We start from the raw sequence: 24,826 nt of genomic DNA, 5'->3' as shown, positions 1-24,826 counted from the left end.
TTCAGGCCTCGTTCGGTTGGAGGTGGGGGGAGGGGGCGCGGCGCGCCACCAGCAGCTTGGCGACGCAGGCGCAGACGGTATCGCCGTGCTGGTTGATGCCCAGGCGCTCGAATTCGACGACGCCGCGGCGCGGGTCGCTGGACGGGCGGCGCGCCGTCACCGTGATGCGCACCTTGATGGTGTCGCCCACGAAGGTGGGCCGGGTGAAGCGGTATGTCATTTCCAGCAGGCCCAGGATGGACGGCTCCAGGCACTGGTTGAGCACCGTGCGCGTGTTCAGGCCCGACATGATGGACGCCACCAGCATGCCGTGCGCGATGCGCTGGCCGAACTTGCTGGCGCCGGCGTACACGGCGTCGGTGTGAAGCCGGTTGTAGTCGCCGCTGAGCGCGGCGAAGCCCACCACGTCGGATTCGGTGATGGTGCGCGCGGCCGACTCGACCACCAGGCCGGGTTCAAGATCGTCCCAGTCGTAGCGCAGGGTTTCCAGCGCGGCCGGCGCCAGGGTGTCGATGGACGTCATGCCTTGTGCTCCGCGGCGTTGATGGCGGACATGCCCAGCACTTCGCGCCCGACGATCAGGGTCTGCACTTCGGCGGTGCCTTCGGGAATGACGCCGCCGCTGGTGTCGCGGAAAATGCGTTCCAGCGGGTATTCGGTCGAATAGCCCAGGCCGCCGTGCACGCTGAGCGCGATCCTGGCGACCTCATGGGCGGCCTCGGCCGCGTACAGCTTGGCGATCGAGCACTCGATGCGCGCCGGCTGGCCTTTCTGCATCGCGGCCGCGGCCTTGTAGCCCAGCGCGCGTGCCGCTTCCGTGCGCACCATCATGTCGACGATGTGCTTCTGTATCAGCTGGAACTCGCCGATCGGCCGGCCGAACTGGCGGCGCGTGCGGGCGTACTCGACCGACAGGTCCAGCGCCGCCTGCGCGGCGCCCACCGCGCCCATGGCGATGTTGAGCCGGCCGTAGTTCAGGCCGGTCAGCATGGTCTTGAGCGCCACGCCTTCGGCGCCCAGCAGGTTTTCCTTCGGCACGCGCACGTCGTCGAAGCTGAGTTCGGCGGTGCCCGAGGCCTTGAGCACCATCTTGTCCACCAGCCGCGCCGCGTAGGGCGAGGCCGCGCGCTCGACCAGGAACAGCGAGGGCTTGCCCGCGCAGGCGTCGCTGTACGTGCGCGCCAGCACGATCGCGTAGTCGGCGTTCACGCCGTTGGTGATCCACAGCTTGCTGCCATTGAGCAGGTAGTGGTCGCCGCGGTCGTCGGCGCGGCACTCGATGCCGGCCACGTTGGAGCCGTGGTTGGGTTCGCTGATCGCCACGCACACGCCTTTTTCCGAGGCCAGCACCGGCGCGAGGAAGCGCTCGCGCTGCTGCGCCGTGCCGTGGCCCTGGACGATGCGCAGGAAGATGTTGGTGATGTTGACGATGGTGCGCAGCGAGCCCCAGCAGTAGCCCGCTTCCTCGACCATCATGGCCCAGGTGACGAAGTCCAGGTCGAAACCGCCGGCCTCCTCGGGCAGCAGGCCGCCGATGTAGCCGAACTGGGCCAGGCCTTGCAGCACGTCCTGCGGAATGCGCCGCTCGGCCTCGCAGGCGTCGATGCGCGGGGCCACTTCGGCCTTGAGATAGCGGCGGATGCTGTCGCGCAGCGCCTGCTGGTTGGAGTCGAAATCGAAATCCATGTCGTCCTCGATGTTGGCGCGGCGCCGGTCAGGAAGAAAAGCGTCCGCCGGTGACATACAGCGTCACGCCGGTGATGTAGCGGGCCCGCTCCGATGCCATGAAGGCCACGGCGTCGGCGATATCGCCGGGCTGGCCCAGGAAGCCTACCGGGTTGCGGGCCAGCGCGCCTTCGCGCAGCCGCTCGTAGGTGGGCAGCGACTGGATCAGCTCGGTTTCGACGAAGCCCGGCGCGATGGCGTTGACGGTAATGCCGAACTTGGCCTGTTCCAGCGATAGCGCGCGGGTGAAGCCCACCAGGCCCAGCTTGGCCGTGGTGTAGTTGGTCTGGCCGGGGTTGCCGAACACCGAGCGCGAGGCGATGTTGACGATACGGCCCCAGCGCTTCCGCATCATGCCGGGCAAGACGGCCCGGCTGCAGTGGAACGCGCCCTTGATGATGGTGTCGACCACGGCGTCCCAGTCGTCCTCGGCCATCTTGCCCAGGTACTGGTCGCGCGTGAACCCGGCGTTGTTGACCAGGATGTCGATGCCGCCGTAGGCCTTGGCGGCGGCGGCGACCAGGGCGTCGACGTCCTCGCGCCGGCATACGTCGCACTTGACGCCGATCGCCTCGTGGCCGTCGGCGCTCAGCCGCGCCGCGGTCTCGCGCGCCGTTTCCTCGTTGATGTCGGTCACGACGACGCGCGCGCCTTCTTCGGCCAGGGTGCGTACGGTCTGGGCGCCGATGCCGCGCCCGGATCCGGTGACCACCGCGACTTTTCCTGCAATTTTCAGATCCATGGGGTTGCTGCTCCTGCGCGGGCCGCGCCAGCCGGGCGGTCCGCTTGCGATTCAGAAAAAGGGGGGGCGCCAGGCGCCGCCGGGCCCATATCCGGGCGCCGGCAATGCCGCGCTTAAATTCATAATATCGTATTAAACAACGATATGTCGAATTAATTGTTCGTTGACGAGTACGATATATCGAATTAAAATTCGGTTTCTCGTATAAAAGCGACGGGTTTCCGCCCAAGGGGGCCCGGATTTTCAGCCAAGGAATCGCATGTTCCAGAACCTCGCGCCCCTGTTCGCGCCCGAATCGCTGGTATTGATAGGCGCCTCGGATCGTCCCGCCAGCATTGGCCAGCGCACGCTGGTCAATATCGTCGAGCACTCCCGCTTCGACGGCGAACTGTTCCTGGTCAACGCCACCAAGGACGAGGTCATGGGGCGGCGCGCCTATCGCTCGGTGCTGGACCTGCCGTATGCGCCGCAGACCGCCATCGTGGTCGTGCCGGCCAAGGCGGCGGTGGAGGTGCTGGCCGAGTGCGGGCGCAAGGGCGTGCGCTTTGCCATCGTGCTCAGTTCGGGCTTTGGCGAAACCGGCGAGGCGGGGCGCCAGCTCGAGGAACGGATGCGCGCCATCGTGCGCGAGACCGGACTGCGCATCTACGGGCCCAACTGCCCGGGCATGACCAACAACAATCGCGGGCTGGGCTTCACGTTCTCGCCGGCGTACCAGTACGACCGCATGGCCGGCCCCATCGGGCTGGTGACGCAGGGCGGCGGCCTGGGCCGCACCTTCCTGCAGGCCTGCGGGCGCGGCGTGGGCATCGGCCTGTGGTGCTCCAGCGGCAACGAGGCCGACCTGACCGCCAGCGACTACATCAACCACATGGTGGCGATGCCGGAGATCAAGGTCATCGTGGCGCTGCTCGAAGGCATCAACGATCCCCCGCGCTTCGCGCAGGCGGCGCTGAACGCGGCGCGCCAGGGCAAGCCCATCGTGGCGCTGAAGGTCGGCAAGTCGGCCTACGGCGTGCAGGCCACGCAATCGCATACCGCCGCGCTGTCGGGCAGCGCCGACGTCAACAGCGCGGCGTTTCGCCAGCTGGGCATCGTCGAGGTCGACGATATCGACGAGCTGATCGATACCGCGGCCCTGCTGGCGCGCGGCGCGCCCACGCGTCCCATTCGCGCCGCGGTGTATTCGTTCTCCGGCGGCACCGTCGCGCTGGCGGCCGACATGCTGGGCTCGGCCGGGCTGGAGCTGTCCCGCTTCGAGCCGGCCACGCGCCAGGCGCTGGCCGACATGCTGCCTTCGTATGCCGCCATCGACAATCCGGTGGACACCACGGCCGAGATCCTGGTGCAAAGCGACATCAGCTACGGCTCGCTGCTGTGCGTGGCGCGCGACCCCAACGTCGACGTGGTGCTCTACCCGATTCCCATGGAGTACGGCGACACCACGCTGGCGGCCTGCCGCAACATGGTCAGGGCGCAGGCCGAGGTCGACGTGCCCATCGTGCCGGTCTGGATGAGCGACAAGCTGGGCGCGGGCTTCCAGTGCCTGGTCGACGCCGGGCTCACGCCGGTGCGCACGCTGGGCAAATCGGTCAAGGCCCTGGCGCACTGGAACCGCCATGGCCAGTGGGTGCGCCGCTTCGAGCGCGACTGGGAGCCTGCCGTGGTGCGGTCCGCCGGCGCCCCGGCGCGCTCCGAGCCGCGCACCTACGCCGAACTCGAAGCCAAGCAGATGCTGGCCGCCGCCGGCGTGGCCGTGCCTTTCGGGCAGGTGTGCCGCAGCGCCGACGAAGCGGTGCAGGCCGCCGCGCAATGCCAGGGGCCGGTGGTGGCCAAGATCGTCAGCGCGCAGATCCTGCACAAATCGGATATCGGCGGCGTGGCCGTCGGTCTGCAGACACCGCAGCAGGTGCGCGAGGCCTGGGAGACCATCAGCGCCAACGCGCGCGCCGCCTGCCCCGACGCGCGCATCGACGGCATCCTGGTCGAGCAGATGATCGGCGGGCCGGGCGTCGAGACCCTGGTCGGCGTGCACGAAGACCCCTTGTTCGGCCATGTCATGACCTTCGGCCTGGGCGGCGTTTACGTCGAAGTGTTCAAGGATGTCAGCCGGCGCCTGTTGCCGCTGACGCCCCAGGACGCGCGCGACATGATCCGCGAGACGCGCTGCCATCGATTGCTGCAGGGATGCCGTGGCCAGGCCGCGGCCGACATCGAGGCGCTGGAGCGCCTGCTGCTGGCGGTGTCCGATTTCGTCGTCGACGGCCCGTGGCACATCAAGGAGCTTGACCTCAATCCGGTGCTGGCCGGTCCGGCCGGCGCGACGGCGCTCGACGCGGTGCTGATCGGCGCGCCGCGCTGACAGCCCAGGCAATCCGCCGCGCAAGACGGCGACTTCAACTCTAGGAGACTCTATATGTTCAACAAGCACGCCCTCATCGCGGCGCTGGCGGCGCTGGCCGCCTGCGTGGCCGCGCCCGCGCTCGCGCAGGCCTATCCGGAACGGCCGATCCGCTTCGTGGTGCCGTTCACGGCGGGCGGCATCACCGACAATGTCGCGCGCACCGTGGGCGCGCGCGCCGCGGAGCTGCTGGGCCAGCCCATCATCGTGGAAAACCGCGCCGGCGCCGGCGGCAACATCGGTACCGAGTACGCGGCCAACAGCAAGCCGGACGGCTACGTCATCTTCCTGGGCACGCAGGGCACGCAGGTGACCAATCCGCTGCTCTATACCTCGGCGCCCAGTTCGGCCGACAGGCTGCAGGCCGTGCAGGGCCTGACCGCCATTCCCAACATCGTGGTCGTCAACGCCGAGCGCCCCTACGACACGCTGGCCAAGCTGGTCGACTACGCGCGCGCCAACCCGGGCAAGCTGAACAATTCCAGCGCCGGCGCGGGCACCGGCACGCACCTGGCCGCCGAGCTGTTCCAATCGGTGGTCGACGTGAAGTTCAGCCACATTCCGTTCAAGGGCAGCGCGCCGTCGATCACCGCCCTGATCGGCGGACAGGTCGATCTGTCGTTCGACTACCCGGTGTCCACCGAAGCGTACGTCAAGGCCGGCAAGATCCGCGCGGTGGCGGTGACCGGCGAAACCCGCCTGGGGGCGCTGCCCGACGTGCCGACCCTGGCCGAGCTGGGCTACCCGCAGGCCACTTCGGTGTCGTGGATGGGCGTGTTCGTGCCCGCCGGCACGCCGGACGCCGTGACGGCCAGGCTGCGCCAGGCCTTCGCCGCCGCCATCGCCGAGCCGCAGATCGCCGCCAAGCTGGTCGAGTTCGGCGGCGTGCCGCTGCAGAAATCGGGCGCCGACTTCACCGCTTTCGTGCAGGACGAGGCGGTGAAATGGGGCAAGGTGGTCAAGGCCGCCGGCGTCAAGCTGGATTGAGGCCGGACGCCATGACCCACGCCGCCCCGCTTGCCGGCATCACCGTCGTCGACTTCTCCGAGCTGCTGCCCGGGCCGTTCCTGACCCAGAACCTGCTGGAGCTGGGCGCCACGGTTGTCAAGGTCGAGCGCCCGCCGCACGGCGACAACGCGCGCCGCCTCTACCCGGGGGTGTTCGCCTCGGTCAACCGCGGCAAGCGCAGCGTGATGCTGGACCTGAAACAGGCCGATGGGCGCGCCCGGGCGCGCGAGCTGGTGGCGCAGGCCGATGTGCTGGTCGAGGGGTTCCGGCCAGGGGTCATGGCGCGGCTGGGGCTGGACTACGAGCAGGCGCGTGCGCTCAACGGGCAACTGGTGTATGTATCGCTCAGCGGCTACGGGCAGGACGGCCCGCAGGCGCGCCAGCCGGGGCACGATATCAACTATCTGGCGGCCGCCGGCGCCCTGGCGCTGGCCGGCAACGATCCGGCCGAGCCGGCGCCCGGCGCGGGGCTGCCCGTGGCCGACCTGTGCGGCGCGATGTATGCGCTGTCGAGCACGCTGGCGGCGCTGCTGCAGCGCCAGCACACCGGCCGCGGCCAGTGGCTGGACATTGCGCTGGCCGATTGCGTCATGCATTGGATGAACCCGCGCCTGGGCCAGTTCGCCTCGGCCGGCCTGGCCACGCTGGAGCGGCAGCGCCACGACGTGCTGTGCAAGCCGGCCTACGGCGTATTCCGCACCGCCGACGATGCCCATGTGGCCATCGCCGCGCTGGAGGACCATTTCTGGCAGGCGCTGCGGGGCGCCTTGCCGCTGGCGGGCCTGGCCGGCCCGCTGGCGACCTACCGCGAGCGCGAGGCCCAGGCCGGCCCGATCAACGACGCGCTGGCGCGCGCCGTGCGCGGCCATGCGTGCCAGGCGCTGATCGATCGCCTGACGGCGGCCGACGTGCCGGTGTCGCGCCTCGAGACGCCCGGCGAACTGGCGCAATCGGCGCTGGCGCGCCAGCGCGGCCTGTTCGACGGCGGCGATGGCTACGTGCGCTATCCGGTACGGCTGGACCACATGGGGGCGGGGTGAATGGATGCCTCGCGCACCGGCCTGGACGCGGCCGGGCTGTCGGCCCGTGATACCTATCGGCTGCTGACCTCGTGCCTCGTGCCCCGGCCGATTGCCTGGGTGTCCACCTGCGACGCGCAGGGCACGGGCAATCTCGCGCCGTTCAGCTTCTACACCATGGTGTCCACCGTGCCGCCGCTCATCGCGCTGAGCATCAGCCTGCACCAGGGCCAGGAAAAGGACACGCTGGCCAACATCCGCCAGACCGGCGAGTTCGTCGTCAATGTCGTGACGCGCGAACTGCTGGCGCCCATGCACGCCTGCGGCGAGCGCCATGCGCCCGAGGTCGACGAAGCGCAACTGCTGGGCGTGCAGATGCGGCCCAGCCAGCGCGTGCGTCCGTCCGGCGTGGCGCGCAGCCCCGTGCGGCTGGAGTGCCGGCTGTCGCAGGTGCTGGAATTCGGCGTGCACGCGGCGCGCCTGGTGGTGGGCGAAGTGCTGCACTTCAGCATCGCCAGCGAATACATGCGCGACGGCCGTCTCGACGGCAAGCGCCTGGACCCGGTATGCCGCCTGGGCGGCCCCTGGTATGGCGTGCTGGGCGAGCGCCTGGCCGCGCCGGATCCATCCACTTCTTCAACCTGATTGCGGCATTCTCCATGAGCCAGTACCGAGCCCCTTGGGACGATATCGAATTCCTGCTTGAACATGTATTTGCGCCCGATGCGCGCGACGGCCGGGCCGCCCTCGATCTCGACCTGGCGCGCTCGGTCGCACACGAGGCCGCCAAGTTCGCGCGGGCCTTTCTCGAACCGGCCAACCGCGCTGGCGACCAGGCCGGCGCGCGTCTGGAGCAGGGCGCGGTCGTCACGCCGCCCGGCTTCGCCCGGGCCTACGCGGCGTTCCGCGAGGCCGGCTGGAACAGCCTGCGCCATCCCGAGCGCTTCGGCGGCCAGGGCCTGTCGGCCGTGCTGTCGACCCTGACCGAGGAAATCTGGCATGCCTGCAATGCCAGTTTCGCGCTGTGCCCGATGCTGACCGGCGGCGCCATCGAAGCCTTGCTGGCGGCGGCCGATCCCGCGTTGCAGGCGCGCCTGCTGCCGCGCCTGGTGAGCGGCGAGTGGACCGGCACCATGAATCTGACCGAGCCCGGCGCGGGCTCGGACCTGGGCGCGGTCAAGACGCGCGCGGTGGCGCGCGGCGACGGCAGCTACGCCATCACCGGGCAGAAGATCTTCATCACCTATGGCGACCACGACATGGCCGCCAACATCATCCACCTGGTGCTGGCCCGCACGCCCGACGCGCCGGCCGGCGTGCAAGGCCTGTCGCTGTTCGCGGTGCCCAGGCAGCTGTTGCGCGACGACGGCTCGCCAGGCGAAGCGAACCGCGTGGCCTGCGTGGCGCTGGAGCACAAGCTGGGCATCCACGGCAGCCCCACCGCCGTGATGCAGTTCGGCGACGACGAGGGCGCGACCGGCTACCTGGTGGGCGCGCTGAACGACGGCCTGAAGACCATGTTCGTCATGATGAACGAAGCCCGCCAGGCGGTCGGCATCCAGGGGTTGGCGCTGTCCGAGCGCGCCTATCAGCACGCCGTCTGGTACGCCGGCGAGCGCCGCCAGGGCCGTATCGTCGGCGAGGACGGCTCGCGCGGCGATACCATCCTGCGCCACCCCGACGTGCGGCGCCTGCTGCTGGGCATCAAGTGCCGCATCGACGCCATGCGCGCGCTGGCGATCTACCTGGCCTTGCAGCGCGACCAGGCGCACGGCGGCGCGCAGCCCCAGGCGGGCGCGGCGGCCCAGGCGCGGCTGGACCTGCTGGTCCCGGTGATGAAGGGCTGGTTCACCGAGACCGCCCAGCGCGCCACCTGCGACGCCATGCAAGTGTTCGGCGGCATGGGATACATCGAGGAGACCGGCGCCGCGCAGTACTACCGCGATGCGCGCATCCTCACGATCTACGAGGGCACCACCGCGATCCAGGCCAACGACCTGGTGGGCCGCAAGACGGCGCGCGACCAGGGCGCCGAAGCGCGGCGGCTGCTGGACGAAATCGCCGCCGCCGCGCCGCCCGGGCACGACGCCGAGGGCCTGGGCGAGGCGCTGCGCGCGGCCTGCGCGGACCTGCGCGCCGCCATCGACGCCATCCTCGAACAGGCTGCCTCGACCCCGCGCGCGGCCTACGCGGGCGGCGTGCCGTACCTGGAGCTGTGGGGCGTGGTGGCCGGCGGCTGGATGCACGCCCTGCGCGCGCGCGCCGCCGCGCACTTGCCCCAGGCGCGGCGCCAGGCCGTGCTGGCCAGCGCCGCCTTCTATGCCCGCCACGTCCTGCCGCAGGCCGCGGCGCTGCGCCACGCCATCGTCCATGGCGGCACGCAGGCGGATGCGTACCCGGACGACTGCTGGGTGGCCTAGGAGAGGGAGGGCGCCTGGAGAAGGCGTCTGGAGAAGTTGCCTGGCTCCCGCCGCGCGGCTCGTCCCGTGCAGGCAGGCCTGCGTGGCGGGTGCCTGGAGAGGGTGCCTGGCTCCCGCCGCGCGGCTCGTCCCGTGCAAGCAGGCCTGCGCAGCGGGTGCCTGGCACCGAAGTGCCGTCGCCTCGGGCACGGCCCCAAGGTGTCAGGCACCCGCCGCATGCAGCCTGCTGCTTGCCGTGGCCCGCGTAGCGGGAGCCAGACACCCGCCCGAGGCGTCAGACACCCGCCCGAGGCGTCAGGCACCCGCCCGAGGTGTCAGGCACCCGCCATGGCCGCGGCGCGCCGCCCGCAATGGGCGGCCAGGGCGTCGCGCAGGTCGCGTCCGGCCGCGCCCAGCCGCGCGCGTGCGTACAGCCCCAGCTGCAGGCCGTCGACCGCCGGGAAACCGTCGCGCTTGCGCAGCACCCGCAGCTCGCCGCCGGCGCTGGCCGCCGGCAGCAGGCTTACGCCCAGTCCGGCGCCGACCGCCGCCACCAGGCCGGCCAGGCTGGTGCTGGCGTAGCGGATATGCCAGGGCCGGCCGCTGGCTTCCAGCGTGCGCGTCATCTCCTGGCGGTACAGCGCGCCGGCCGGGAACACCGCCAGCGGCACCGCCTCGCCAGCGGGCAGGGTGGGGCCGTCGCGCGCGGCCACCCAGCACAGCGGTTCCGGCCAGTGCGCCTGGCAGTCCGCGTCCACCTCCCATTGCTTGACCAGCAGCAGGTCGAGCTCGCCATCGCGGTAGCGCCGCAGCAGCTGGTGGCTCAGTCCGCTGTCGAATTCCAGCCGCAGCAGCGGATAGCGCGCCAGCAGCGGCGCGAGCACGGGCATCAGCGCCGCGCCCATGAAGTCCTCCGGCGCGCCCAGCCGCAGCACGGCGTTGCCCTGGGCCGCGGCCACGCTTTCGCGCGCCTCGTCGGCCAGCCGCAGGATGCTGCGCGCATAGCCCAGCAGGCGCTCGCCTTCCTCGGTGGGCAGCACGTGGCGCTGGCCGCGGTCCAGCAGCCGGCAGCCCAGGTTTTCCTCCAGGCGGATCACGTGCTGGCTGACCGTGGACTGGGTCAGGTGCAGGTGTTCGCTGGCGCGCGTGAAGTTGCCGGTATCCACCACCGTGACGAAGCTGCGCAGCAGTACGGGATCGAGCATCGCGTTTCCCACTGATATTCATTAAACCAATTAATTTCATAATACTTGAACAAACCCCGATACTGGCAGCATGTTCAAGCAAGGAGGATTGGGTATGCCCATCATCCGGTTTTATCGATGCTGGCTGGCCGCGTGTCTGGTGTCGCTGGGCGGCGCGTCCGTGGCGGCCGGCGATGCCGGCCAGGCGCTGCTGCAGGCGGCCGCCGACGGCGACGCGGCGCGCGTGAAGACATTGCTGGCCGGGGGCGCGCCGCTGGAGGCGCGCGACGCGCAAGGCAATACGCCGCTGCTGCGCGCCACGCAGGGCAACCATGCCGAGGCGGCCGGCGCGCTGATCGAGGCCGGCGCCGACGTCAACGCGCAGAACGGCATCCAGGACAGCGCCTACCTGCTGGCCGGCGCGCGCGGCTACCGCGCAATCCTGGCCCTGACCCTGGCGCACGGCGCCGACCTGAAAAGCACCAACCGCTACGGCGGCACGGCGCTCATTCCGGCCTGCGAGCGCGGCCATGTCGAAGTGGTCGACATGCTGCTGCGCGCCGGGGTCGACCCCGACCACGTCAACCGGCTGGGCTGGACCGGCCTGCTCGAAGCCATCATCCTGGGCGACGGCGGCACGCGCCACCAGGCCATCGTGGCGCGCCTGATCGAAGGCGGCGCCGACGTGAACCTGGCCGACGGCGATGGCGTCTCGCCCCTGCGCCACGCCCGCCAGCGCGGCCAGGCCGCCATCGTCCAACTGCTGGAGGCCGCCCATGCGCGCTGATTCGAACCCGGGCGTCGCCGCGCCGGACGACGACACCCTGTTGCGCGAAGCGATCGCGCTGGCGCGCGCCAACGCGCGCGCCGGCGGCCGGCCGTTCGGCGCGCTGGTGGCCAGGGACGGCGTGGTGCTGGCGCGCGGCGTCAATCGCATGCTGGCCGACCACGATCCGACCGCGCATGCCGAGTTGCTGGCGCTGCGCGAGGCGGGCAGGGCGCTGCGCTCGGCGCGGCTGGACGGCTGCGTGGTCTACGCCAGCGGCCAGCCTTGCCCGATGTGCCTGGCGGCCATGCGCATGAGCGGCGTGGCGCGCGCGGTCTACGCCTATTCCAACGAGCAGGCCGAGCCCTATGGCCTGTCCACCGCGGCGCTGGCCGCCGAGCTGGCGTTGCCGCCGCAGCGCCAGCCCGGCTTCGCCTTCGAGCACCGGCCCGGCGCCGTCGCGCCGGATGCCGACTTGTACCGCGAGTGGCAGGACGGGCCGCAAGCGCCATGACGGCCCCGCGCTTGGGCGCCGCGCCGCGCGCCTGGGCCATGCTGGCGCTGGTGGCGCTGATCGGCCTGAACCTGCGTCCCTTCCTGACCGGCCCCGGCACGGTGCTGGCCGGCATCGAAGCCGACACCGGGCTGGGCCACCTGGGCGCGTCCATGCTGACCGTGCTGCCCATGCTGCTGATGGGCGTGGGCGCCTTCCTCGCGCCCGCGCTCCAGGCGCGCGTGGGCACGCGGCGCGGCGTGCTGGCCGCGCTGCTGGCGCTGGCCCTGGGGTCGGCGCTGCGGCTGGCGGCCTGGGACGGCGTGCTGCTGGTCGCCACCGCCGCGCTGTGCGGCCTGGGGGTGGCCTACATCCAGGCGGTGTTTCCCGGCGTGATCAAGGACCGCTTTCCCGGCCGCATGGCCGCCGTCATGGGCGTGTATTCCGCCATGATGATGGGCGGCGGCGCGCTCGGCGCGCGGCTGACCTCGCGGCTGGCCGGCGGCGCCGGCGACTCGTGGCGCGCCGCCCTGGCCTGGCTGGCCGTGCCGGCGCTGATCGCCTTCGCCGCGGCCTGGCGTTACCTGGCCGAGACGCCGGCGGCGGGGCGCGATGGCGCGCTGGCCGGCACGCTGATGCGCCGGCCCCGCACCTGGCTGCTGATCGCGGCGTTCGGACTGGTCAACGGCGGCTATTCGTCGATGGTGGCGTGGCTGGCCCCGGCCGTGCAGGCGCAGGGCTGGAGCATCGCGCAAAGCGGCGACCTGATGGTGGCCATGACCATCGCGCAGGCCGCGGCGGCGCTCACGCTGCCGGCCCTGGCCGCGCGCCGCGCCGACCGCCGGCCGTGGCTGTACGCCACGCTGGCGATGCAGGCGGCGGGCTTTGCCGGCATGGCGTTCTGGCCGGCGGCGGCGCCGCTGGCCTGGGCGGTGATCGGCGGCGCCGGCCTGGGCGGCTGCTTCGCCCTGACCTTCATCGCCGCGCTCGATCACTTTTCGCAGGCCGAGCCGGCCGGCGTGCTGGCCGCCCTGATGCAGGGCGGGGGCTTTCTCATCGCCGGGCTGGCGCCGTTCGCGGTCGCGGCGCTGCGCGCGGCCACCGGCGGCTTCGCGGCCGGCTGGACGATGCACCTGGCGTGCGTGGCGATCGCGTGCCTGCTGATCCAGCGGCTCGATCCCGCCAGCTATGCCCAGGTCATGGAGGCGGAGCCTGGCGCGGCAGCGACACGTCGCGTATCCAGCGCCTGAAAGCGCCGCAGTCGCCCTGGTCCACGGTCCGGCCGGGCGGCTTGCTTTACTTCAGCGCCGGCGGGCGCACGAAGTCTTCCAGGCTCAGGCCCTTCTCCTTGAGGATGGCCTCGAGCACCGGCTGCAGCTTGCCCAGGCTTTCCTGCACGGCTTCGCGCACCGTGTCGACCACCACCTGGGTGCTGCGCTCGATCTCGATGTTCAGCGCATCGCCGGCCTGCTTTTCCTCGAACACCGTCATGCGGCGCGTTTCGGGAATCAGCCACACCTCGAACCAGCCTTCTTCGCGGTCGACTTCCGAGACGGTCAGGCTGGCGCCGTTGACGGCGATATAGCCCTTGGCGAACACATACTTGCGAAACGCCGGCGGGATGCCGATGCGCAGCACGCGGTTGTTGTCCAGGTTCCGGACGCGTTCGACGGCGGCGGCGAAATCGATATGGCCCGACAGCGGGTGGCCGCCGATCTCGGCGCCGTCCCTGGCGGCGCGCTCGACGTTGACGCGCGCGCCGACCGCATACCCGCCCAGCGTGGTGACGTCCAGGCTTTGCAGCATGACGTCGAAGGTGGCGGTGTCGGCCGATACGATGTGCGTGACGGTCAGGCAGACGCCGTCGACCGATACGCTGGCCCCGATGGCCAGGTCGACGCAGAAACCGGCCGGGAAATCGATGGTGAAGGTGCGCAGGCCTTGCCGGTCGGCGATGCCGGCGATGGTGGCGGTGCCTTGGACGATGCCAGTAAACATACAGCTCCTGATGCGGGCGAGGCGGCGGGGCGCCTGGACAAACGACGAGAGTAACCGACTTCGCCGCCGGCGGCCGGGCGGCCGGCGCCGGACGCGTCCAGTCCGCCTATAGAGAAAAATAGCCGCACGATATAACGAATAATTGTAAGGGATTACCCTGCAACCCGGGATATATTAGAAATTAATTCCCGGTTTGGCCGTTTTCGAGCCAGAAGTCGCAAATATATTTTCCTGCGCGACTTCCATAATGCCGGGAACGGGGGCTGATGCTGGCAAGGCGCAGCCATACAACACCTCTAATAAGGGAATTTCCAATGAAGTCCATTCAATCCCGCCTGCTGGCGACCTGGGCCGTGTGCGCCGCCGCGGGCATGCTGGCCGGCCCGGCCGTGGCGAGCGGGGCCGCGTATCCCACCAAGCCCGTGACGATGATCGTGTCGTTCCCGCCGGGCGGCAGCTCGGATTTCTTCACGCGCCTGGTCGCCAACAATCTCAGCAAGATGTGGGGCCAGCCCGTGGTGGTCGAGAACCGGCCCGGCGCCGGCGGCAATATCGGCGCCCAGGCGGGCGCCCACGCGCCGGCCGACGGCTACACGCTCTACATGAGCTCGATCAACACGCACGCCATCAATCCGGGCCTGTACCAGAACCCGGGCTACGACCACATCAAGGACTTCGCGCCGATCTCCGAGATCGCCACCGTGATGAACGTGCTGGTGGTCAATCCGTCGGTGCCGGCCAAAAGCGTCAGCGAACTGCTGGCCTATTTCAAGGCCGACCCGTCCAAGGCGTTCTACGCCAGTCCGGGCGCCGGCACCTCGCCGCACCTGTCGTCCGAACTGTTCAAGCGCATGACGGATACGCCCATCACGCACGTGCCCTACAAGGGCAGCAACGCGGCGCTCACCGATGTGATGGCGGGCATGGTGCCGATGGCGATCGACAATCTTCCCGCCGCCCTGGCGCATATCAAGGCGGGCAAGCTGCGCGCGCTGGCGGTGACCTCGCCCAAGCGCTCGCCCGACCTGCCCGACGTGCCCACGATGGACGAGGCCGGGGTCAAGGGCTACGACGTGACGACCTGGTGGGCGCTGTTCGCGCCGGCCGGCACGCCGCAGCCCATCATCGCCAAGATCAACAAGGACGTGAACGCCTTGCTGGCCCTGCCCGACGTCAAGCAGAGCATCGCCAAGCAGGGCGCCGAGCCGGCGCCGTCCACGCCCGAGGAACTGGCCCGGCTGGTGGAGCAGGAGACCGCGCGCTGGGGCAAGGTCATCAAGGACGCCAAGGTCACCATCGATTGAGCGGTACGGCCGCGGCGGGCGCAGCCGCGCCCGCCGCTCATCCCGGCGCGGACGGCTTCCTTCACGGGAGGCCGCCGCGCCTTTTCATGGCGGTGCGAACATGGATGCCACAGACAGGAAGATCATTGCGATTCTCCAGGAGAACGCGGAGACGCCGATCCAGTCCATTGCGGACCAGGTCAGCCTATCGACCACGCCATGCTGGCGGCGGGTGCAGAAGCTGAAGGAAAGCGGGGTGATCCGGCGCCAGGTTGCGCTGTGCGATCCGGTCGCGCTCAACGTGGGCGTGACGGTCTTCATTTCGGTCAAGACCAACCAGCACTCGCAGGCCTGGCTGGACCGCTTCGCCGACCACGTGACCGACATCCCCGAGGTGGTCGAGTTCTACCGCATGAGCGGCGACATCGACTACCTGATCCGCGTGGTGGTGCCCGATATCTCCACCTACGACACGGTCTACAAGAAGCTGATCCGCATCGCCGACCTGCACGACGTCAGCTCGTCGTTCGCCATGGAGCAGCTCAAGTACACCACCGCGCTGCCCGTCGACTACGCGTCGTAGCGCCGGCGGCCGCCCTCAGGCGGCGCGGGCGATGCGGTTGACGTGGGTGGCGACCCGGTCGCCCTCGACGCCGTAGACGTGCAGCGAGATCGCCGTGCCGGCGCCGACATTGCGCAGCCGGTGGATGGCGTCGAGCCCCGCCAGGCTGGCCACGCAATCGCCCGGCGCGCGCGCGACCACGCGCGTGGCCAGCGCGCACTGGGCGGCCGCGTCCCAATCGTATTGTTCCTCCTGCATGGCGCCGCGCAGCACGGCGTAGGCGCACCAGGTGAAATGGCCGTGCACCGGCGTGCACTGCCCCGGCTGCCAGGCCAGCGCCACGATGCTGAAGCGCCCCAGCGGATGGGCGTAGAGCAGGTGGCGGGCGTAGTGCTCGGCGTTGCCGGCCTGCTGGGCCGGCGTCAGCAGTTCGTCGGGTTCGCGGTAGGCGGCCAGCACGCCGGCCACCGCGGCCGGGGTCTGGGCCGCGCTGGCCGAGGCGACGGCGCGGTCGATGTCGGCCGCCAGGCCGTGCAGGCGTTGCGGCTGCGCGGCGCCGGCAACCGATGTGGCATTGAAGCGCATGTCTCCACCTTATTGATCCGATGGATCCATGCTACGCGCCGGCGCGTGGAAAATAAGTGCCTTCTCGGGCGTGTCCGAGCCCGGAATTGGAATGGGCTGCTCATGGAGCAGCCCATTGCCGATCGGCACGGCCTTCTGGCGCTACGCCTCGGCCTGGGCGCGCAGCGCCAGGGCGCGCCGGTCCACCTTGCTGGTGGCCGCCAGCGGCAGCGACTCGACGAAGAACACGCGGCGCGGATGCTGGTAGGCCGGCGCATTGGCCAGGACGTACGACTTGACGTCCTGTTCCGACAGGCTCATGCCCCGCTGCAGCACCACGAACGCCACCGGCTTGTGGCCCTTGATCTCGTCGGCCACCGGCACCACGCAGGCCTGCATGACGGCGGGCAGGCGCTCGATGACCTGCTCGATCTCGCCCGGGTAGATGTTCTCGCCGCCGCAGTTGAACATGTCGTCGGCGCGGCCGATGAAGTAGTAGCAGCCGTCGCTGTCGCGCCGGAACACGTCGCCCGAGATATACCAGCCGTCCTCGGTCAGGACCTGGCGGGTCTTGTCGGGCAGGTTCAGGTAGCCCAGCATGTTGGCGGGCGTGCGCATCCACAGTTCGCCTTCGTCGGCGTCGCGGCCTTGCGCGTCCACCAGGCGCACTTCCACGTCGGGCAGCACCCAGCCCAGCCCGCCGCCGCCCGGCAGCGCGCGGCCCTGGGTGGGGCCGAAGACGATGGGGCCGGCCTCGGTCGTGCCGTAGCCGCCGGCGATCGCGGCATTGGGGAAGGCGCGCCGCACGGCCTCGTAGAGCTGGTCGGTGGCCGGCGCCGAGCCCATGCGGATATAGCGCACGCGGGCGGTGTCGATCTGCGCCAGCGCCTGTTTTTCCTTGACCACCAGCGCCATCATGGTGGGCACCGAGGTGATCCACGTCACTTCGTGCCGTCCCAGCGCCTCGATGAAGCGATGCGTGTCGAACTGCGGCAGCAGCACGATGCTGGCGTGGGCGGCCAGCGCGAACTTGCAGTTGGCCAGCGCGTTCATGTGGAACATCGGCGCGGCCACGATGAAGCGCTCGTTGTCGAAGTCCTTGCGGTTCAGGAAGCGCGAGCGGATGGTCCAGAGCTGGCCGTCGTGCGACAGCTGCACGCCCTTGGGGCGGCCGGTCGAGCCCGAGGTGTAGAGGATCATGGCCGTGGTGCGCGGCGGCGGCGCGTACGTCTCGAACGGACCCGGGTCGAGGAATTCGTCCCATTGCGCGGTGTCCAAGCGCACCGTGTCCAGCCCGGCCGGCGCCAGCGCCGCGCGCGGCTCGTCGACGAAGGCCAGACGCGCCTGGCAGTCCTGCAGCAGGAACGACAGCGTGTCGGGCGCCAGCTTGTAGTTGACCGGCACGGCCACCATGCCCGCGCGCATGATGCCCAGGTAGGCGATCAGGAACTCGGCGCGGTTGATGCCCATCAGGGCGACGGCGTCGCCCGTTTTCAGGCCCTTGCGCAACAGGCCGCGCGCGCAGGCGTTGGCCAGCCGGTCCAGGTCCCCGTGGGTGTAGATCCGCGGCGCCTCGTGGTCGAGGCAGTCGATCAGCGCAATGGCGGCGGGGTTCTTGTTCGGGTCAGTGAGCTGGCCCAGATTCAACGACATGATTTCACCTGTAAACGGTATATCTCGAGCGGGAAAACGAAAAAAAATTCCAGAACCATTCCGTAGAATGGGATTGAATTTGCCAACCCCTATCTAGGAGCCAATGTGCACGCGTCCGATCCTTTCTCCGAAACCTATGCGCAGGCCCGCGCCAAATTCCTGGAGGCGGCGCGCGCCGCCGGGGCCGATATCCATTCCTACTGCCACGATACACAGCGCGGCCCCGACGGTGAAGCGCTGTATCTCGACGTGGCGCGCCTGGGCGGCGCGCAGGCCAGCCGGATGCTGGTGGTGGGCTGCGGCACGCATGGCATCGAAGGCTACAGCGGCTCGGCGGCGCAGACCGACTGGCTGCGCCGTCTCGATCCGTCGCGCCTGCCGCGCGATACCGGCGTGCTGCTGCTGCACGCGCACAACCCGTGGGGGTTCGCGCATGCCTTGCGGTTCACCGAGGAAAACGTCGACCTGAACCGCAACTTCGTCGACTTCAGCCAGCCCCTGCCGCAGAATCCGCGCTACGCCGAGGTGCATGCGCTGATCGCGCGCGACCACTGGGACGAGCAGGACGTCGAGGCGATATTCCGCAAGCTGTCGGATTTCCGCGAATCGGTGGGCGAGCAGGTCTACTCGGATGCCTTCAACGGCGGGCAGTACAGCCACCCGACCGGCATCTTCTATGGCGGCACGCGCCAGCAATGGTCCAACCGCGCCTTGCGCGAGGCCATCGCCACCCATCTGGCCGGCGTGCGCCAGGCCGCCTTCATCGACCTGCACACCGGCATCGGTCCCGAGCGCGGCCACGTGTTCCTGTGTTTCCACGAGGCCGGCAGCCCGGCCTACGAACGGGCGCGGCGCTGGTGGGGCGAGCGCGCGGTCAACCGCGACGGCGTGACGCACAAGGCCGTGGCGCGTTACCAGGGCCTGCTGGTCGATGCCTTCGTGGCCATGCTGCCCGAGGCCGAGACCACGGCGGTGGTGGTGGAGTTCGGCACGCTGCCGCGTCCGCGCATGCAGCGCGCCTCGATGGCGGCGCGCTGGCTGTGGGAGCACCAGGACGCCGACGGCGCGCTGCGCGCCACGCTGATGCGCGACATCCGCGAGGCGTTCTACCCCAGCGCGCCGGACTGGCGCGCCGGGGTGCTGGTGCAATCGCGCGAGATCTTCGACCGCGCCTTGGCGGGACTGGGGCAAGATTAGCGCCTACTCGGTGAGGGTCCGTCCGGCTTCGCCGCGGTCCCAGAACACCAGCTTGCGATGCAGGGCCCTGATCAGCTGGCTGCCGGCGATGCCGAGCACCGCCAGGCTGATCAGCGCGGCGAACATGGTGCTGGTGTCCAGCGTGGTCGTCGCCGCGTTGATCAGGTAGCCCAGCCCCTTCGATGACGAGACGAACTCGGCCACCACCGCGCCGATCAGCCCCAGTACCACCGAGATCTGCAGCGCGGCGAAGATGTGGCTGGCCGCCGACGGGATCTTGATGCGCGTCAGGATGTGCCAGCGGCTGGCGGAGAACGCCCGCATCAGGTCCAGCAGGGCCGGATCGGTGGCCTTCAGGCCCACCGCCGTGTTGATGAACATGGGGAAGAAACAGACCAGGGCCACCATGATGGCCTTGGACTCCAGCCCGAAGCCGAACCACACCAGGATCAGCGGGGCCAGGGCCACCTTGGGCATGGACTGCAGGGCCAGCACGAAGGGATACAGCAGGCGTTCCAGCCAGCGGTATTCGGCGAACAGCACGCCGATGATGAAGGCCGCCGTGCAGCCGCCCACGTAGCCGATCGCCATGGACGCCAGCGTGAAGCCGAAATCTCCCCAGAAATCGCCCTGCACATAGCCGCGGTACAGCGCCGCCAGCACGCCTTCGACCGGCGGCAGCACGTAGTACGGCACGCCGAGGTAGCGGTTGGCGATGAACCACAGCACCAGCAGCGCGGCCAGCAGCAGCAGGGGGTAGACGATGGATTTGGTGCGCTCTTTCATGTCGGCCCCCTAGTGCGCCACGTTGGAGAACAGCGAGCGCAGCTCGGCGCACAGCTGGGCGAACTTCGGGCTGGCAAGCGTTTCCTCGGTCCGCGGGAAAGGCAGGTCGATGTCGATCTCGCGCAGCACCCTGGCCGGCCTGGGCCCCAGCACCACCACCTTGCTCGACAGGAACACCGCCTCGGGAATGGAGTGGGTGATGAACATGACCGACTTGCGGGTCTCGCTCCAGATGCGCTGCAGCTCCACCATCATGGTCTCGCGCGTCATCGCGTCGAGCGCGGCGAACGGCTCGTCCATCAGCAGCAGGCTGGGGTCGTGGATCAGGCCGCGGGCGATGCCCACCCGCTGCTGCATGCCGCCGGAGAGTTCGTGCGGATAATGCTGCTCGAACTTCTCCAGCCCCATGGTCTTGAGCAGGGCATGCGCGCGCGCGGTGCCCGCCGCGATGTCCATGCCCATGGTGCGGATCGGCAGCAGCACATTGTCCAGCACGTTCTGCCAGGGCAGCAGGGTGGCGTGCTGGAACACGATGCCGACGTCGCGCCGCGGGCCGTCGATGGCCTGTCCGCGCAGCTCGGCCACGCCGGCCGATGGCTTGAGCAGGCCGGCGGCCACCTTGAGCAAGGTGGACTTGCCGCAGCCCGAGGGGCCCAGTATGGACAGGAATTCGCCTTCGGCGACCGTGGTGCTGAATCCCTCGAGCGCCGTGGTCGGGCCGCGCGAGGACCGGTAGGTCACCTCCAGGCCCTGGACGCGGAAGACCGGTGCGCTGCCATTGTGTTGTGCCTGATTCACGCTGCCGGCTCCTAGTCCTTGAACGCCTTGGCCTGCGCCTGCACGGCAGCCGTGTCGAAGTCGGAGAACTTGTCCACGAACGCATTCGTATAGACGCTGTCCAGGTCCACGTCGAGCGTTTCGAGCTGCCCGCCTTCGTGCAGGGCGGCGGCGAAGTCGCGCCAGGTATCCGGATTGTACTGACCCCACTGGCGCGGCTTGCCTTCCGGGAACACCAGCATCTTGTTGAAGCGCGCCGAGAACACCTTGACGCTGTCGGCCAGCACCTTGGCGTCGTCGCCGGCCGGCTTGGTGTTGGGGTATTCCTTCCAGAACAGCCGCACGCAGGCCTCGCGGTTGGTCTCGCAGAACACGGTGGCCTTGGCCATGGCCCGGCCGAATCCGGCCAGCACCTCGGGCTTGTCGCGGATCATGTCCTCGTGCGCCACCATGCCATTGCTGAACAGCGCCTCGTAGCGCGGCAACTGCGGCAGGCGCCGGATGGCGGTGCCCTGCGTCTCCAGCGTGGCGTGCTGCGAATCGAACAGGTTGAGCGCGTCGATCTGCTTGTTCTGCAGCGCCAGGAAGGCGGCGCTGCCGATGCCCACCGGCACCATGCTCGCGTCGATGCCCAGTTCCTTGAACTCGGCCTTGGTGATGGGCACGTTGCCGAAGGTCATCGCGCCCACGCCGACCTTGCGGCCGTCGAGGTCCTTGAGCGACTTCAGGGGCGAGTCCGCCAGCACGGCGAACTCCCACCCCGAGGCGCGGGTGGCGTTGTAGAAGAACTTCAGCGGCAGCTTGTCCTTGCCCGGCGCGCGCGAAATGATCAGCGTGTCCGGGTTGGGATAGCCGATGTCCACCCGCTTGGCGAGCATCTGCGGGATCAGGGTGCCCGTGCCCTTGAAGCCCATCAGCTCCACATCCAGGCCCTCTTCCTTGAAGTAGCCGAGCTGCTTGGCGGCGACCATGGGCGCCTGCGACAGCGTCATGTCGGTGACGTTGCCGTATCTCAGCTTGGTCAGTTCGGCATGCGCCGGGGAGTACAACACCGTGGACATCACAATGGCGCAGGCGGCCCGCGCAAGGTTACTCGGTACAAGCAGCATGTTCGGCTCCTTCAGGTTCGGTCGGTTTGCGGAAATTCAGCCCGTGATCGGCACATAGGTGCCGCGCCCGATGGCCACCAGCTTGCCGGCCGGGCACAGGATGTCGATATCGACCACCGCGGCCGACTTGCCGGCCTTGCGGACCACGGCCACGCCGTCCACGTAGTCGCCCACGGCGGGACGCAGGTAGTCGATGCGCAGGTTCATGGTCGGCACGCCGCCGCCCACCAGCATGCCGATGGCGAAGTCGCCGACCACGTCGATCAGCGCCGCCAGCGCGCCGCCGTGGAACTGCTTGGTGCCGGGAGCGCCGCGCTCGTAGGTGTCCTGCAGCGGCATGCGCACCGAGAAGCGCGAGCCGGCATGGTCGATGTCGAGGATCTCCAGGTTCATCGCGCTGATGAACCGGGAACGGGCGAAGATGGCCTCGATGTCGGCCTTCTCCAGTTTGCGTGCGGCTTGCTGACTCATGGTTTCACCAGGATTTTGCCGAAGACCTGGCGGTCTTCGAGTTGACGGAACGCGTCGTTGATATCGGCCAGCCCGTAGGTGCGGTCGATGATGGGTTGCAGCTTGCCGGCGCGCACCTGCTCGAGCAGGGCGATCAGTTCGTCGCGGGTCCAGCCGTTCGAGCCCAGGATCTGCAGCTCGTAGCTCCAGATGAAGCGCAGGTCTTCCTTGGGGTCGTAGCCGGCGGTGGCGCCGCAGGTCAGCACGCGGCCGTTGCGGTGCAGCGTGCGCAGCGACTTGACCCAGGTGTCGCCGCCGGTGAAGTTGACCACCACGTCCACGCCGTTCTCGTAGAGGCGGCGGTGCGGCTTGCCGAACTTGGCGAAGATCGCCTTCATGAAGTCTTCCTGCTTGTAGTCGATCACGTGATCGGCTCCCAGCTCGGTCAGGCGCGCCAGCTTCTCGGGGCTGGAGGCCGCCGCGACGACCTCGGCGCCGGCCATCTTGGCCAGCTGCACGCAGCAGGTGCCGACCCCGCCGGAGGCGCCCAGGATGAGCACGCGTTCGCCGGACTGGATCTTGCCGATGGTCTGCATCATGCGCCAGGCGGTGCCGTAGGCCACCGGCAGGCAGGCGGCGGTCTCGAAGCTGACGTCGTCGGGCAGGCGCACCAGGTGGTGGTCGGGCACCGCGCAGTACTCGGCCAGCCCGCCGTGGCGCGCTTCGCCGATGACGCCGCCGAAGGTCTTGCGGTCCGACGGGTCGACCAGCACGCGGTCGCCGACCTTCCAGTCCTTGACGTCCGCGCCGACCTCGACGACTTCGCCGGCGAAGTCCAGGCCCATGATGATGGGCATGGGCACCGTGATGCCGGGCATGCCGTTGCGGGTGAACACGTCGTGGTAGTTCAGCGTGGCCGCGCCGACCTTGAGGATGACCTCGTCGGGCTTGGCGACCGGGTCGGGGAAGGCGGTCTCGTACTTGATGCTGCCGGGACCACCGTGTTCGTAAATGACTGCTGCTCTCATTGCTTTTCCTGTCAGGAAGGGGTTATTGGGTGTTATTGGAAGGTTATCGGGCCTGGATGAATTGCAGCGCCGCGCAGCTGGCCTGCGCGGGCGCCACCCAGATGGACGGCGCGGCCCCGTCCAGGTACGGGGCGGCGACGTAATCGATCTGGCGGGCTTGCAGGTATTCCTGCAGCGCCGGCAGCGACCGGACCTCGATGCAGGCGGCGGCGACCCGGTGCACGGGGCCGTCGGCCAGCACCGGACAGTGCTCGCGCATGGCCGCCTCGGACATGACCCAGAAGCGGCCGCGCCGCAGCTCGAAGCAATAGGCGTCGCCGTGCGCGCTGGGCGTGCCCAGCAGGCGCTGGAAGCGCTCCAGCGTGGCCGACAGGTCGGCGGCGGCGAAATACATGGCCGCCAGGCCGGTGGCGCCGTTCGGGTGGTCGAGCAGGTGGGGCTGCCACAGCACGTCGCGCGTGCCGTGCTCGATGACGATGAAGCGCGCCTCGGGATAGGCCTCGCCATCCAGGTTGATGTTGCGAAAGCGCGCGCGCCGGGTCTGGTCGTTGGCCGGCCCGAAGGCCGCGTCGCGCTCCAGCGTGGCCGGCGCCGGCGCCGGCACGCCCGCCGCCGTCAGCTGCGGGTGCATGGCGTCGGCCGACTCGCAGTCCATGGCCACGATGTGCAGGCCTTCGTAGCGGTCCAGCATGCGGCGCGCGGTGCTGGGCTTGTCCGGCTCCACCAGTCCCAGCAGTTCGAAGTAGCCGTTGCGGAACATGGCGCAATGGTTGCCCGATCCCCAGGGCACCACCGGGCCGCCCGGGGTCAGCGCGCCGGCGTGCATGCTGCGCGGCGTGAGGGTGAAGCCCAGGCGTTCGAAGGCCTGGCGCGCGTCTTCCAGCTTGAAGACGATCAATCCGGTATGGTCGAGGCTGAGGTTCAGGTTGGGCATGCCGATGGTGTCGTGGTCGGTAGAGTGCGAGGTCAATCGCGGGCAGCAATGATGGTACGCGGCGCGCGGCGAAATAACGTGCTCATGAAAACTGCGAAATCCCGGAAAAGTAGTTTTTTTTTCCAGAACGGAGTTTGACCTGAGTTTCGCATACTAAAACTAGGGTTTTCCATGAAATTTTAGGCTGGTGTTTATACGCTTTAGGCATATAGAGGCCCGCGGCGGGCGCGCCGCGCCTGCCAGAGCCGTGATTGGCTATAGTCCGGTTCCGGGCCGCCGCAGTGGCGGTGCTGGCCTTCCAGTGAACTTGCAAAGGGAACCCATGCCGCAACACGACAAATCGCGCCTGGTCCGCATCGATACGGGCCCCATGATCAACCCGGTGGCGGGCAAGCCCAGCCGGCCCATTGCCGGCGACGCGTCGTTTCGCACGGTGACCGCCTTCGAGGGCGGGCAGGGCAAGGTCGAGTCCGGCGTGTGGGAGAGCACCAGCGGCAGCTTCCAGTCCAACACCACCGGCTACATCGAGTACTGCCACATCATCGAGGGCGAGGCGCGCCTGGTGGACCCGGACGGCACGGTCCACGCGGTCAAGGCGGGCGACGCCTTCATCATGCCCGAAGGCTATACCGGCCACTGGGAAGTGGACCGCCACGTCAAGAAGATCTATTTCGTCACGCATCTGGCGTAAGGCGCACGGCGCCGCGCGCCGCGGACGCTTGACCTTCCAATCATGGCAAGGTCTACA

The 24,826-nt window shown here is 69.3% G+C and carries 25 protein-coding genes; 12 read left to right on the top strand and 13 right to left on the bottom strand.

Features of this window, described 5'->3' with window-relative positions:
* Position 1: 1 nt before the first annotated feature.
* The 3 genes from EL288_RS18415 to EL288_RS18405 are packed head-to-tail and all read right to left on the bottom strand — an operon-like array spanning position 2 to position 2,467.
* Entirely contained in the window at positions 2-523 is a 522-nt protein-coding gene (locus EL288_RS18415) for a MaoC family dehydratase (protein WP_033474022.1), read from the bottom strand.
* Positions 520-1,686 (bottom strand): acyl-CoA dehydrogenase family protein, encoded by a 1,167-nt coding sequence (locus tag EL288_RS18410; protein WP_004568329.1) that lies wholly within the window; start codon positions 1,684-1,686, stop codon positions 520-522. Before EL288_RS18410 ends, EL288_RS18415 begins: the two co-directional genes overlap by 4 nt.
* A 28-nt stretch (positions 1,687-1,714) precedes the next feature.
* Positions 1,715-2,467 carry an SDR family NAD(P)-dependent oxidoreductase gene (locus EL288_RS18405; protein WP_033474024.1) on the bottom strand — a complete coding sequence of 251 codons (753 nt, stop codon included), beginning with the start codon at positions 2,465-2,467 and terminating at the stop codon, positions 1,715-1,717.
* Positions 2,468-2,726: 259 nt separating this feature from the next.
* On the opposite strand from EL288_RS18405, the gene EL288_RS18400 reads away from it, so the two are divergent.
* From EL288_RS18400 to EL288_RS18380, 5 genes are read left to right on the top strand one after another with little or no spacing between them, the layout of a single operon-like run.
* Positions 2,727-4,829 (top strand): acetate--CoA ligase family protein, encoded by a 2,103-nt coding sequence (locus EL288_RS18400; RefSeq protein WP_033474026.1) that lies wholly within the window; start codon positions 2,727-2,729, stop codon positions 4,827-4,829.
* A 54-nt stretch (positions 4,830-4,883) separates the two neighbouring features.
* Positions 4,884-5,855, top strand: a complete 972-nt coding sequence (locus EL288_RS18395; protein WP_033474027.1) for a Bug family tripartite tricarboxylate transporter substrate binding protein — start codon at positions 4,884-4,886, stop codon at positions 5,853-5,855.
* 11 nt (positions 5,856-5,866) lie between these two features.
* A complete protein-coding gene (locus EL288_RS18390; protein ID WP_033474028.1) occupies positions 5,867-6,916 on the top strand; it encodes a CaiB/BaiF CoA transferase family protein in 1,050 nt (349 codons plus the stop codon).
* Positions 6,917-7,540, top strand: a complete 624-nt coding sequence (locus tag EL288_RS18385) for a flavin reductase family protein (protein WP_050483206.1) — start codon at positions 6,917-6,919, stop codon at positions 7,538-7,540. It begins immediately after the preceding gene.
* Positions 7,541-7,554: 14 nt separating this feature from the next.
* Complete coding sequence (locus EL288_RS18380; RefSeq protein WP_033474030.1) at positions 7,555-9,315, top strand: acyl-CoA dehydrogenase; 1,761 nt, start codon at positions 7,555-7,557, stop codon at positions 9,313-9,315.
* A 314-nt stretch (positions 9,316-9,629) separates the two neighbouring features.
* On the opposite strand, the gene EL288_RS18375 is transcribed toward EL288_RS18380, so the two are convergent.
* A complete protein-coding gene (locus EL288_RS18375) occupies positions 9,630-10,499 on the bottom strand; it encodes a LysR family transcriptional regulator (protein ID WP_033474032.1) in 870 nt (289 codons plus the stop codon).
* A 70-nt stretch (positions 10,500-10,569) separates the two neighbouring features.
* Here EL288_RS18375 and EL288_RS18370 point away from each other — a divergent pair, with 70 nt between their 5' ends.
* From EL288_RS18370 to EL288_RS18360, 3 genes are read left to right on the top strand one after another with little or no spacing between them, the layout of a single operon-like run.
* Positions 10,570-11,265: an ankyrin repeat domain-containing protein gene (locus EL288_RS18370; protein WP_010926062.1), complete on the top strand. Its 696-nt coding sequence runs from the start codon at positions 10,570-10,572 to the stop codon at positions 11,263-11,265.
* Positions 11,255-11,758, top strand: coding sequence for a nucleoside deaminase (locus EL288_RS18365; RefSeq protein WP_050483207.1), 504 nt, complete (start codon positions 11,255-11,257; stop codon positions 11,756-11,758). The genes EL288_RS18370 and EL288_RS18365 overlap by 11 nt, the downstream gene beginning before the upstream one ends.
* Complete coding sequence (locus tag EL288_RS18360; protein ID WP_033474033.1) at positions 11,755-12,987, top strand: cyanate transporter; 1,233 nt, start codon at positions 11,755-11,757, stop codon at positions 12,985-12,987. The genes EL288_RS18365 and EL288_RS18360 overlap by 4 nt, the downstream gene beginning before the upstream one ends.
* Before the next feature lie 46 nt (positions 12,988-13,033).
* On the opposite strand, the gene EL288_RS18355 is transcribed toward EL288_RS18360, so the two are convergent.
* Entirely contained in the window at positions 13,034-13,735 is a 702-nt protein-coding gene (locus tag EL288_RS18355) for a riboflavin synthase (protein WP_003809002.1), read from the bottom strand.
* Between the two features lie 314 nt (positions 13,736-14,049).
* Here EL288_RS18355 and EL288_RS18350 point away from each other — a divergent pair, with 314 nt between their 5' ends.
* Complete coding sequence (locus EL288_RS18350) at positions 14,050-15,039, top strand: Bug family tripartite tricarboxylate transporter substrate binding protein (protein WP_010931174.1); 990 nt, start codon at positions 14,050-14,052, stop codon at positions 15,037-15,039.
* Positions 15,040-15,139: 100 nt separating this feature from the next.
* Positions 15,140-15,601, top strand: coding sequence for an Lrp/AsnC family transcriptional regulator (locus tag EL288_RS18345; protein ID WP_003809010.1), 462 nt, complete (start codon positions 15,140-15,142; stop codon positions 15,599-15,601).
* A 15-nt stretch (positions 15,602-15,616) separates the two neighbouring features.
* Here EL288_RS18345 and EL288_RS18340 read toward each other — a convergent pair whose 3' ends face one another.
* A complete protein-coding gene (locus EL288_RS18340) occupies positions 15,617-16,165 on the bottom strand; it encodes a cysteine dioxygenase family protein (protein ID WP_010926066.1) in 549 nt (182 codons plus the stop codon).
* Positions 16,166-16,306: 141 nt separating this feature from the next.
* On the bottom strand, positions 16,307-17,797 hold the full coding sequence (locus EL288_RS18335) for a class I adenylate-forming enzyme family protein (protein WP_003809014.1): 1,491 nt from the start codon (positions 17,795-17,797) through the stop codon (positions 16,307-16,309).
* A gap of 105 nt (positions 17,798-17,902) precedes the next feature.
* On the opposite strand from EL288_RS18335, the gene EL288_RS18330 reads away from it, so the two are divergent.
* Complete coding sequence (locus tag EL288_RS18330) at positions 17,903-18,994, top strand: M14 family metallopeptidase (RefSeq protein ID WP_003809015.1); 1,092 nt, start codon at positions 17,903-17,905, stop codon at positions 18,992-18,994.
* 3 nt (positions 18,995-18,997) lie between these two features.
* On the opposite strand, the gene EL288_RS18325 is transcribed toward EL288_RS18330, so the two are convergent.
* From EL288_RS18325 to EL288_RS18300, 6 genes are read right to left on the bottom strand one after another with little or no spacing between them, the layout of a single operon-like run.
* Complete coding sequence (locus EL288_RS18325; protein ID WP_003809017.1) at positions 18,998-19,780, bottom strand: ABC transporter permease; 783 nt, start codon at positions 19,778-19,780, stop codon at positions 18,998-19,000.
* 9 nt (positions 19,781-19,789) lie between these two features.
* Positions 19,790-20,578: an ABC transporter ATP-binding protein gene (locus EL288_RS18320; protein WP_003809019.1), complete on the bottom strand. Its 789-nt coding sequence runs from the start codon at positions 20,576-20,578 to the stop codon at positions 19,790-19,792.
* Positions 20,579-20,589: 11 nt separating this feature from the next.
* Positions 20,590-21,666 carry an ABC transporter substrate-binding protein gene (locus tag EL288_RS18315; protein WP_003809021.1) on the bottom strand — a complete coding sequence of 359 codons (1,077 nt, stop codon included), beginning with the start codon at positions 21,664-21,666 and terminating at the stop codon, positions 20,590-20,592.
* A gap of 36 nt (positions 21,667-21,702) precedes the next feature.
* Complete coding sequence (locus EL288_RS18310) at positions 21,703-22,137, bottom strand: PaaI family thioesterase (RefSeq protein ID WP_003809022.1); 435 nt, start codon at positions 22,135-22,137, stop codon at positions 21,703-21,705.
* The gene (locus EL288_RS18305; RefSeq protein ID WP_003809024.1) at positions 22,134-23,144 is read right to left on the bottom strand and encodes a zinc-binding dehydrogenase; all 1,011 of its coding nucleotides are present in this window, start codon (positions 23,142-23,144) and stop codon (positions 22,134-22,136) included. Before EL288_RS18305 ends, EL288_RS18310 begins: the two co-directional genes overlap by 4 nt.
* 43 nt (positions 23,145-23,187) lie before the next feature.
* Positions 23,188-24,114 (bottom strand): VOC family protein, encoded by a 927-nt coding sequence (locus EL288_RS18300; RefSeq protein ID WP_003809025.1) that lies wholly within the window; start codon positions 24,112-24,114, stop codon positions 23,188-23,190.
* Between the two features lie 286 nt (positions 24,115-24,400).
* On the opposite strand from EL288_RS18300, the gene EL288_RS18295 reads away from it, so the two are divergent.
* Positions 24,401-24,769, top strand: a complete 369-nt coding sequence (locus tag EL288_RS18295; RefSeq protein WP_126622003.1) for a cupin domain-containing protein — start codon at positions 24,401-24,403, stop codon at positions 24,767-24,769.
* Positions 24,770-24,826 lie beyond the last annotated feature (57 nt).

The organism is Bordetella bronchiseptica (assembly GCF_900636925.1).
Classification (GTDB): Bacteria; Pseudomonadota; Gammaproteobacteria; order Burkholderiales; family Burkholderiaceae_B; genus Bordetella; species Bordetella pertussis.
Note: the sequence above shows the minus strand (reverse complement) of the source record. Positions and strands in the feature narration are given on the sequence as shown.

Excerpts from the sequence above, each read along its gene's own strand:
- EL288_RS18360 (WP_033474033.1), top strand. The coding sequence starts at position 11,755 with ATGACGGCCCCGCGCTTGGGCGCCGCGCCGCGCGCCTGGGCCATGCTG.
- EL288_RS18355 (WP_003809002.1), bottom strand. The coding sequence starts at position 13,735 with ATGTTTACTGGCATCGTCCAAGGCACCGCCACCATCGCCGGCATCGCC.
- EL288_RS18335 (WP_003809014.1), bottom strand. The coding sequence starts at position 17,797 with ATGTCGTTGAATCTGGGCCAGCTCACTGACCCGAACAAGAACCCCGCC.
- EL288_RS18380 (WP_033474030.1), top strand. The coding sequence starts at position 7,555 with ATGAGCCAGTACCGAGCCCCTTGGGACGATATCGAATTCCTGCTTGAA.
- EL288_RS18410 (WP_004568329.1), bottom strand. The coding sequence starts at position 1,686 with ATGGATTTCGATTTCGACTCCAACCAGCAGGCGCTGCGCGACAGCATC.
- EL288_RS18390 (WP_033474028.1), top strand. The coding sequence starts at position 5,867 with ATGACCCACGCCGCCCCGCTTGCCGGCATCACCGTCGTCGACTTCTCC.
- EL288_RS18325 (WP_003809017.1), bottom strand. The coding sequence starts at position 19,780 with ATGAAAGAGCGCACCAAATCCATCGTCTACCCCCTGCTGCTGCTGGCC.
- EL288_RS18345 (WP_003809010.1), top strand. The coding sequence starts at position 15,140 with ATGGATGCCACAGACAGGAAGATCATTGCGATTCTCCAGGAGAACGCG.
- EL288_RS18395 (WP_033474027.1), top strand. The coding sequence starts at position 4,884 with ATGTTCAACAAGCACGCCCTCATCGCGGCGCTGGCGGCGCTGGCCGCC.
- EL288_RS18310 (WP_003809022.1), bottom strand. The coding sequence starts at position 22,137 with ATGAGTCAGCAAGCCGCACGCAAACTGGAGAAGGCCGACATCGAGGCC.
- EL288_RS18305 (WP_003809024.1), bottom strand. The coding sequence starts at position 23,144 with ATGAGAGCAGCAGTCATTTACGAACACGGTGGTCCCGGCAGCATCAAG.
- EL288_RS18315 (WP_003809021.1), bottom strand. The coding sequence starts at position 21,666 with ATGCTGCTTGTACCGAGTAACCTTGCGCGGGCCGCCTGCGCCATTGTG.
- EL288_RS18415 (WP_033474022.1), bottom strand. The coding sequence starts at position 523 with ATGACGTCCATCGACACCCTGGCGCCGGCCGCGCTGGAAACCCTGCGC.
- EL288_RS18400 (WP_033474026.1), top strand. The coding sequence starts at position 2,727 with ATGTTCCAGAACCTCGCGCCCCTGTTCGCGCCCGAATCGCTGGTATTG.
- EL288_RS18375 (WP_033474032.1), bottom strand. The coding sequence starts at position 10,499 with ATGCTCGATCCCGTACTGCTGCGCAGCTTCGTCACGGTGGTGGATACC.
- EL288_RS18370 (WP_010926062.1), top strand. The coding sequence starts at position 10,570 with ATGTTCAAGCAAGGAGGATTGGGTATGCCCATCATCCGGTTTTATCGA.
- EL288_RS18350 (WP_010931174.1), top strand. The coding sequence starts at position 14,050 with ATGAAGTCCATTCAATCCCGCCTGCTGGCGACCTGGGCCGTGTGCGCC.
- EL288_RS18405 (WP_033474024.1), bottom strand. The coding sequence starts at position 2,467 with ATGGATCTGAAAATTGCAGGAAAAGTCGCGGTGGTCACCGGATCCGGG.
- EL288_RS18295 (WP_126622003.1), top strand. The coding sequence starts at position 24,401 with ATGCCGCAACACGACAAATCGCGCCTGGTCCGCATCGATACGGGCCCC.
- EL288_RS18340 (WP_010926066.1), bottom strand. The coding sequence starts at position 16,165 with ATGCGCTTCAATGCCACATCGGTTGCCGGCGCCGCGCAGCCGCAACGC.
- EL288_RS18365 (WP_050483207.1), top strand. The coding sequence starts at position 11,255 with ATGCGCGCTGATTCGAACCCGGGCGTCGCCGCGCCGGACGACGACACC.
- EL288_RS18385 (WP_050483206.1), top strand. The coding sequence starts at position 6,917 with ATGGATGCCTCGCGCACCGGCCTGGACGCGGCCGGGCTGTCGGCCCGT.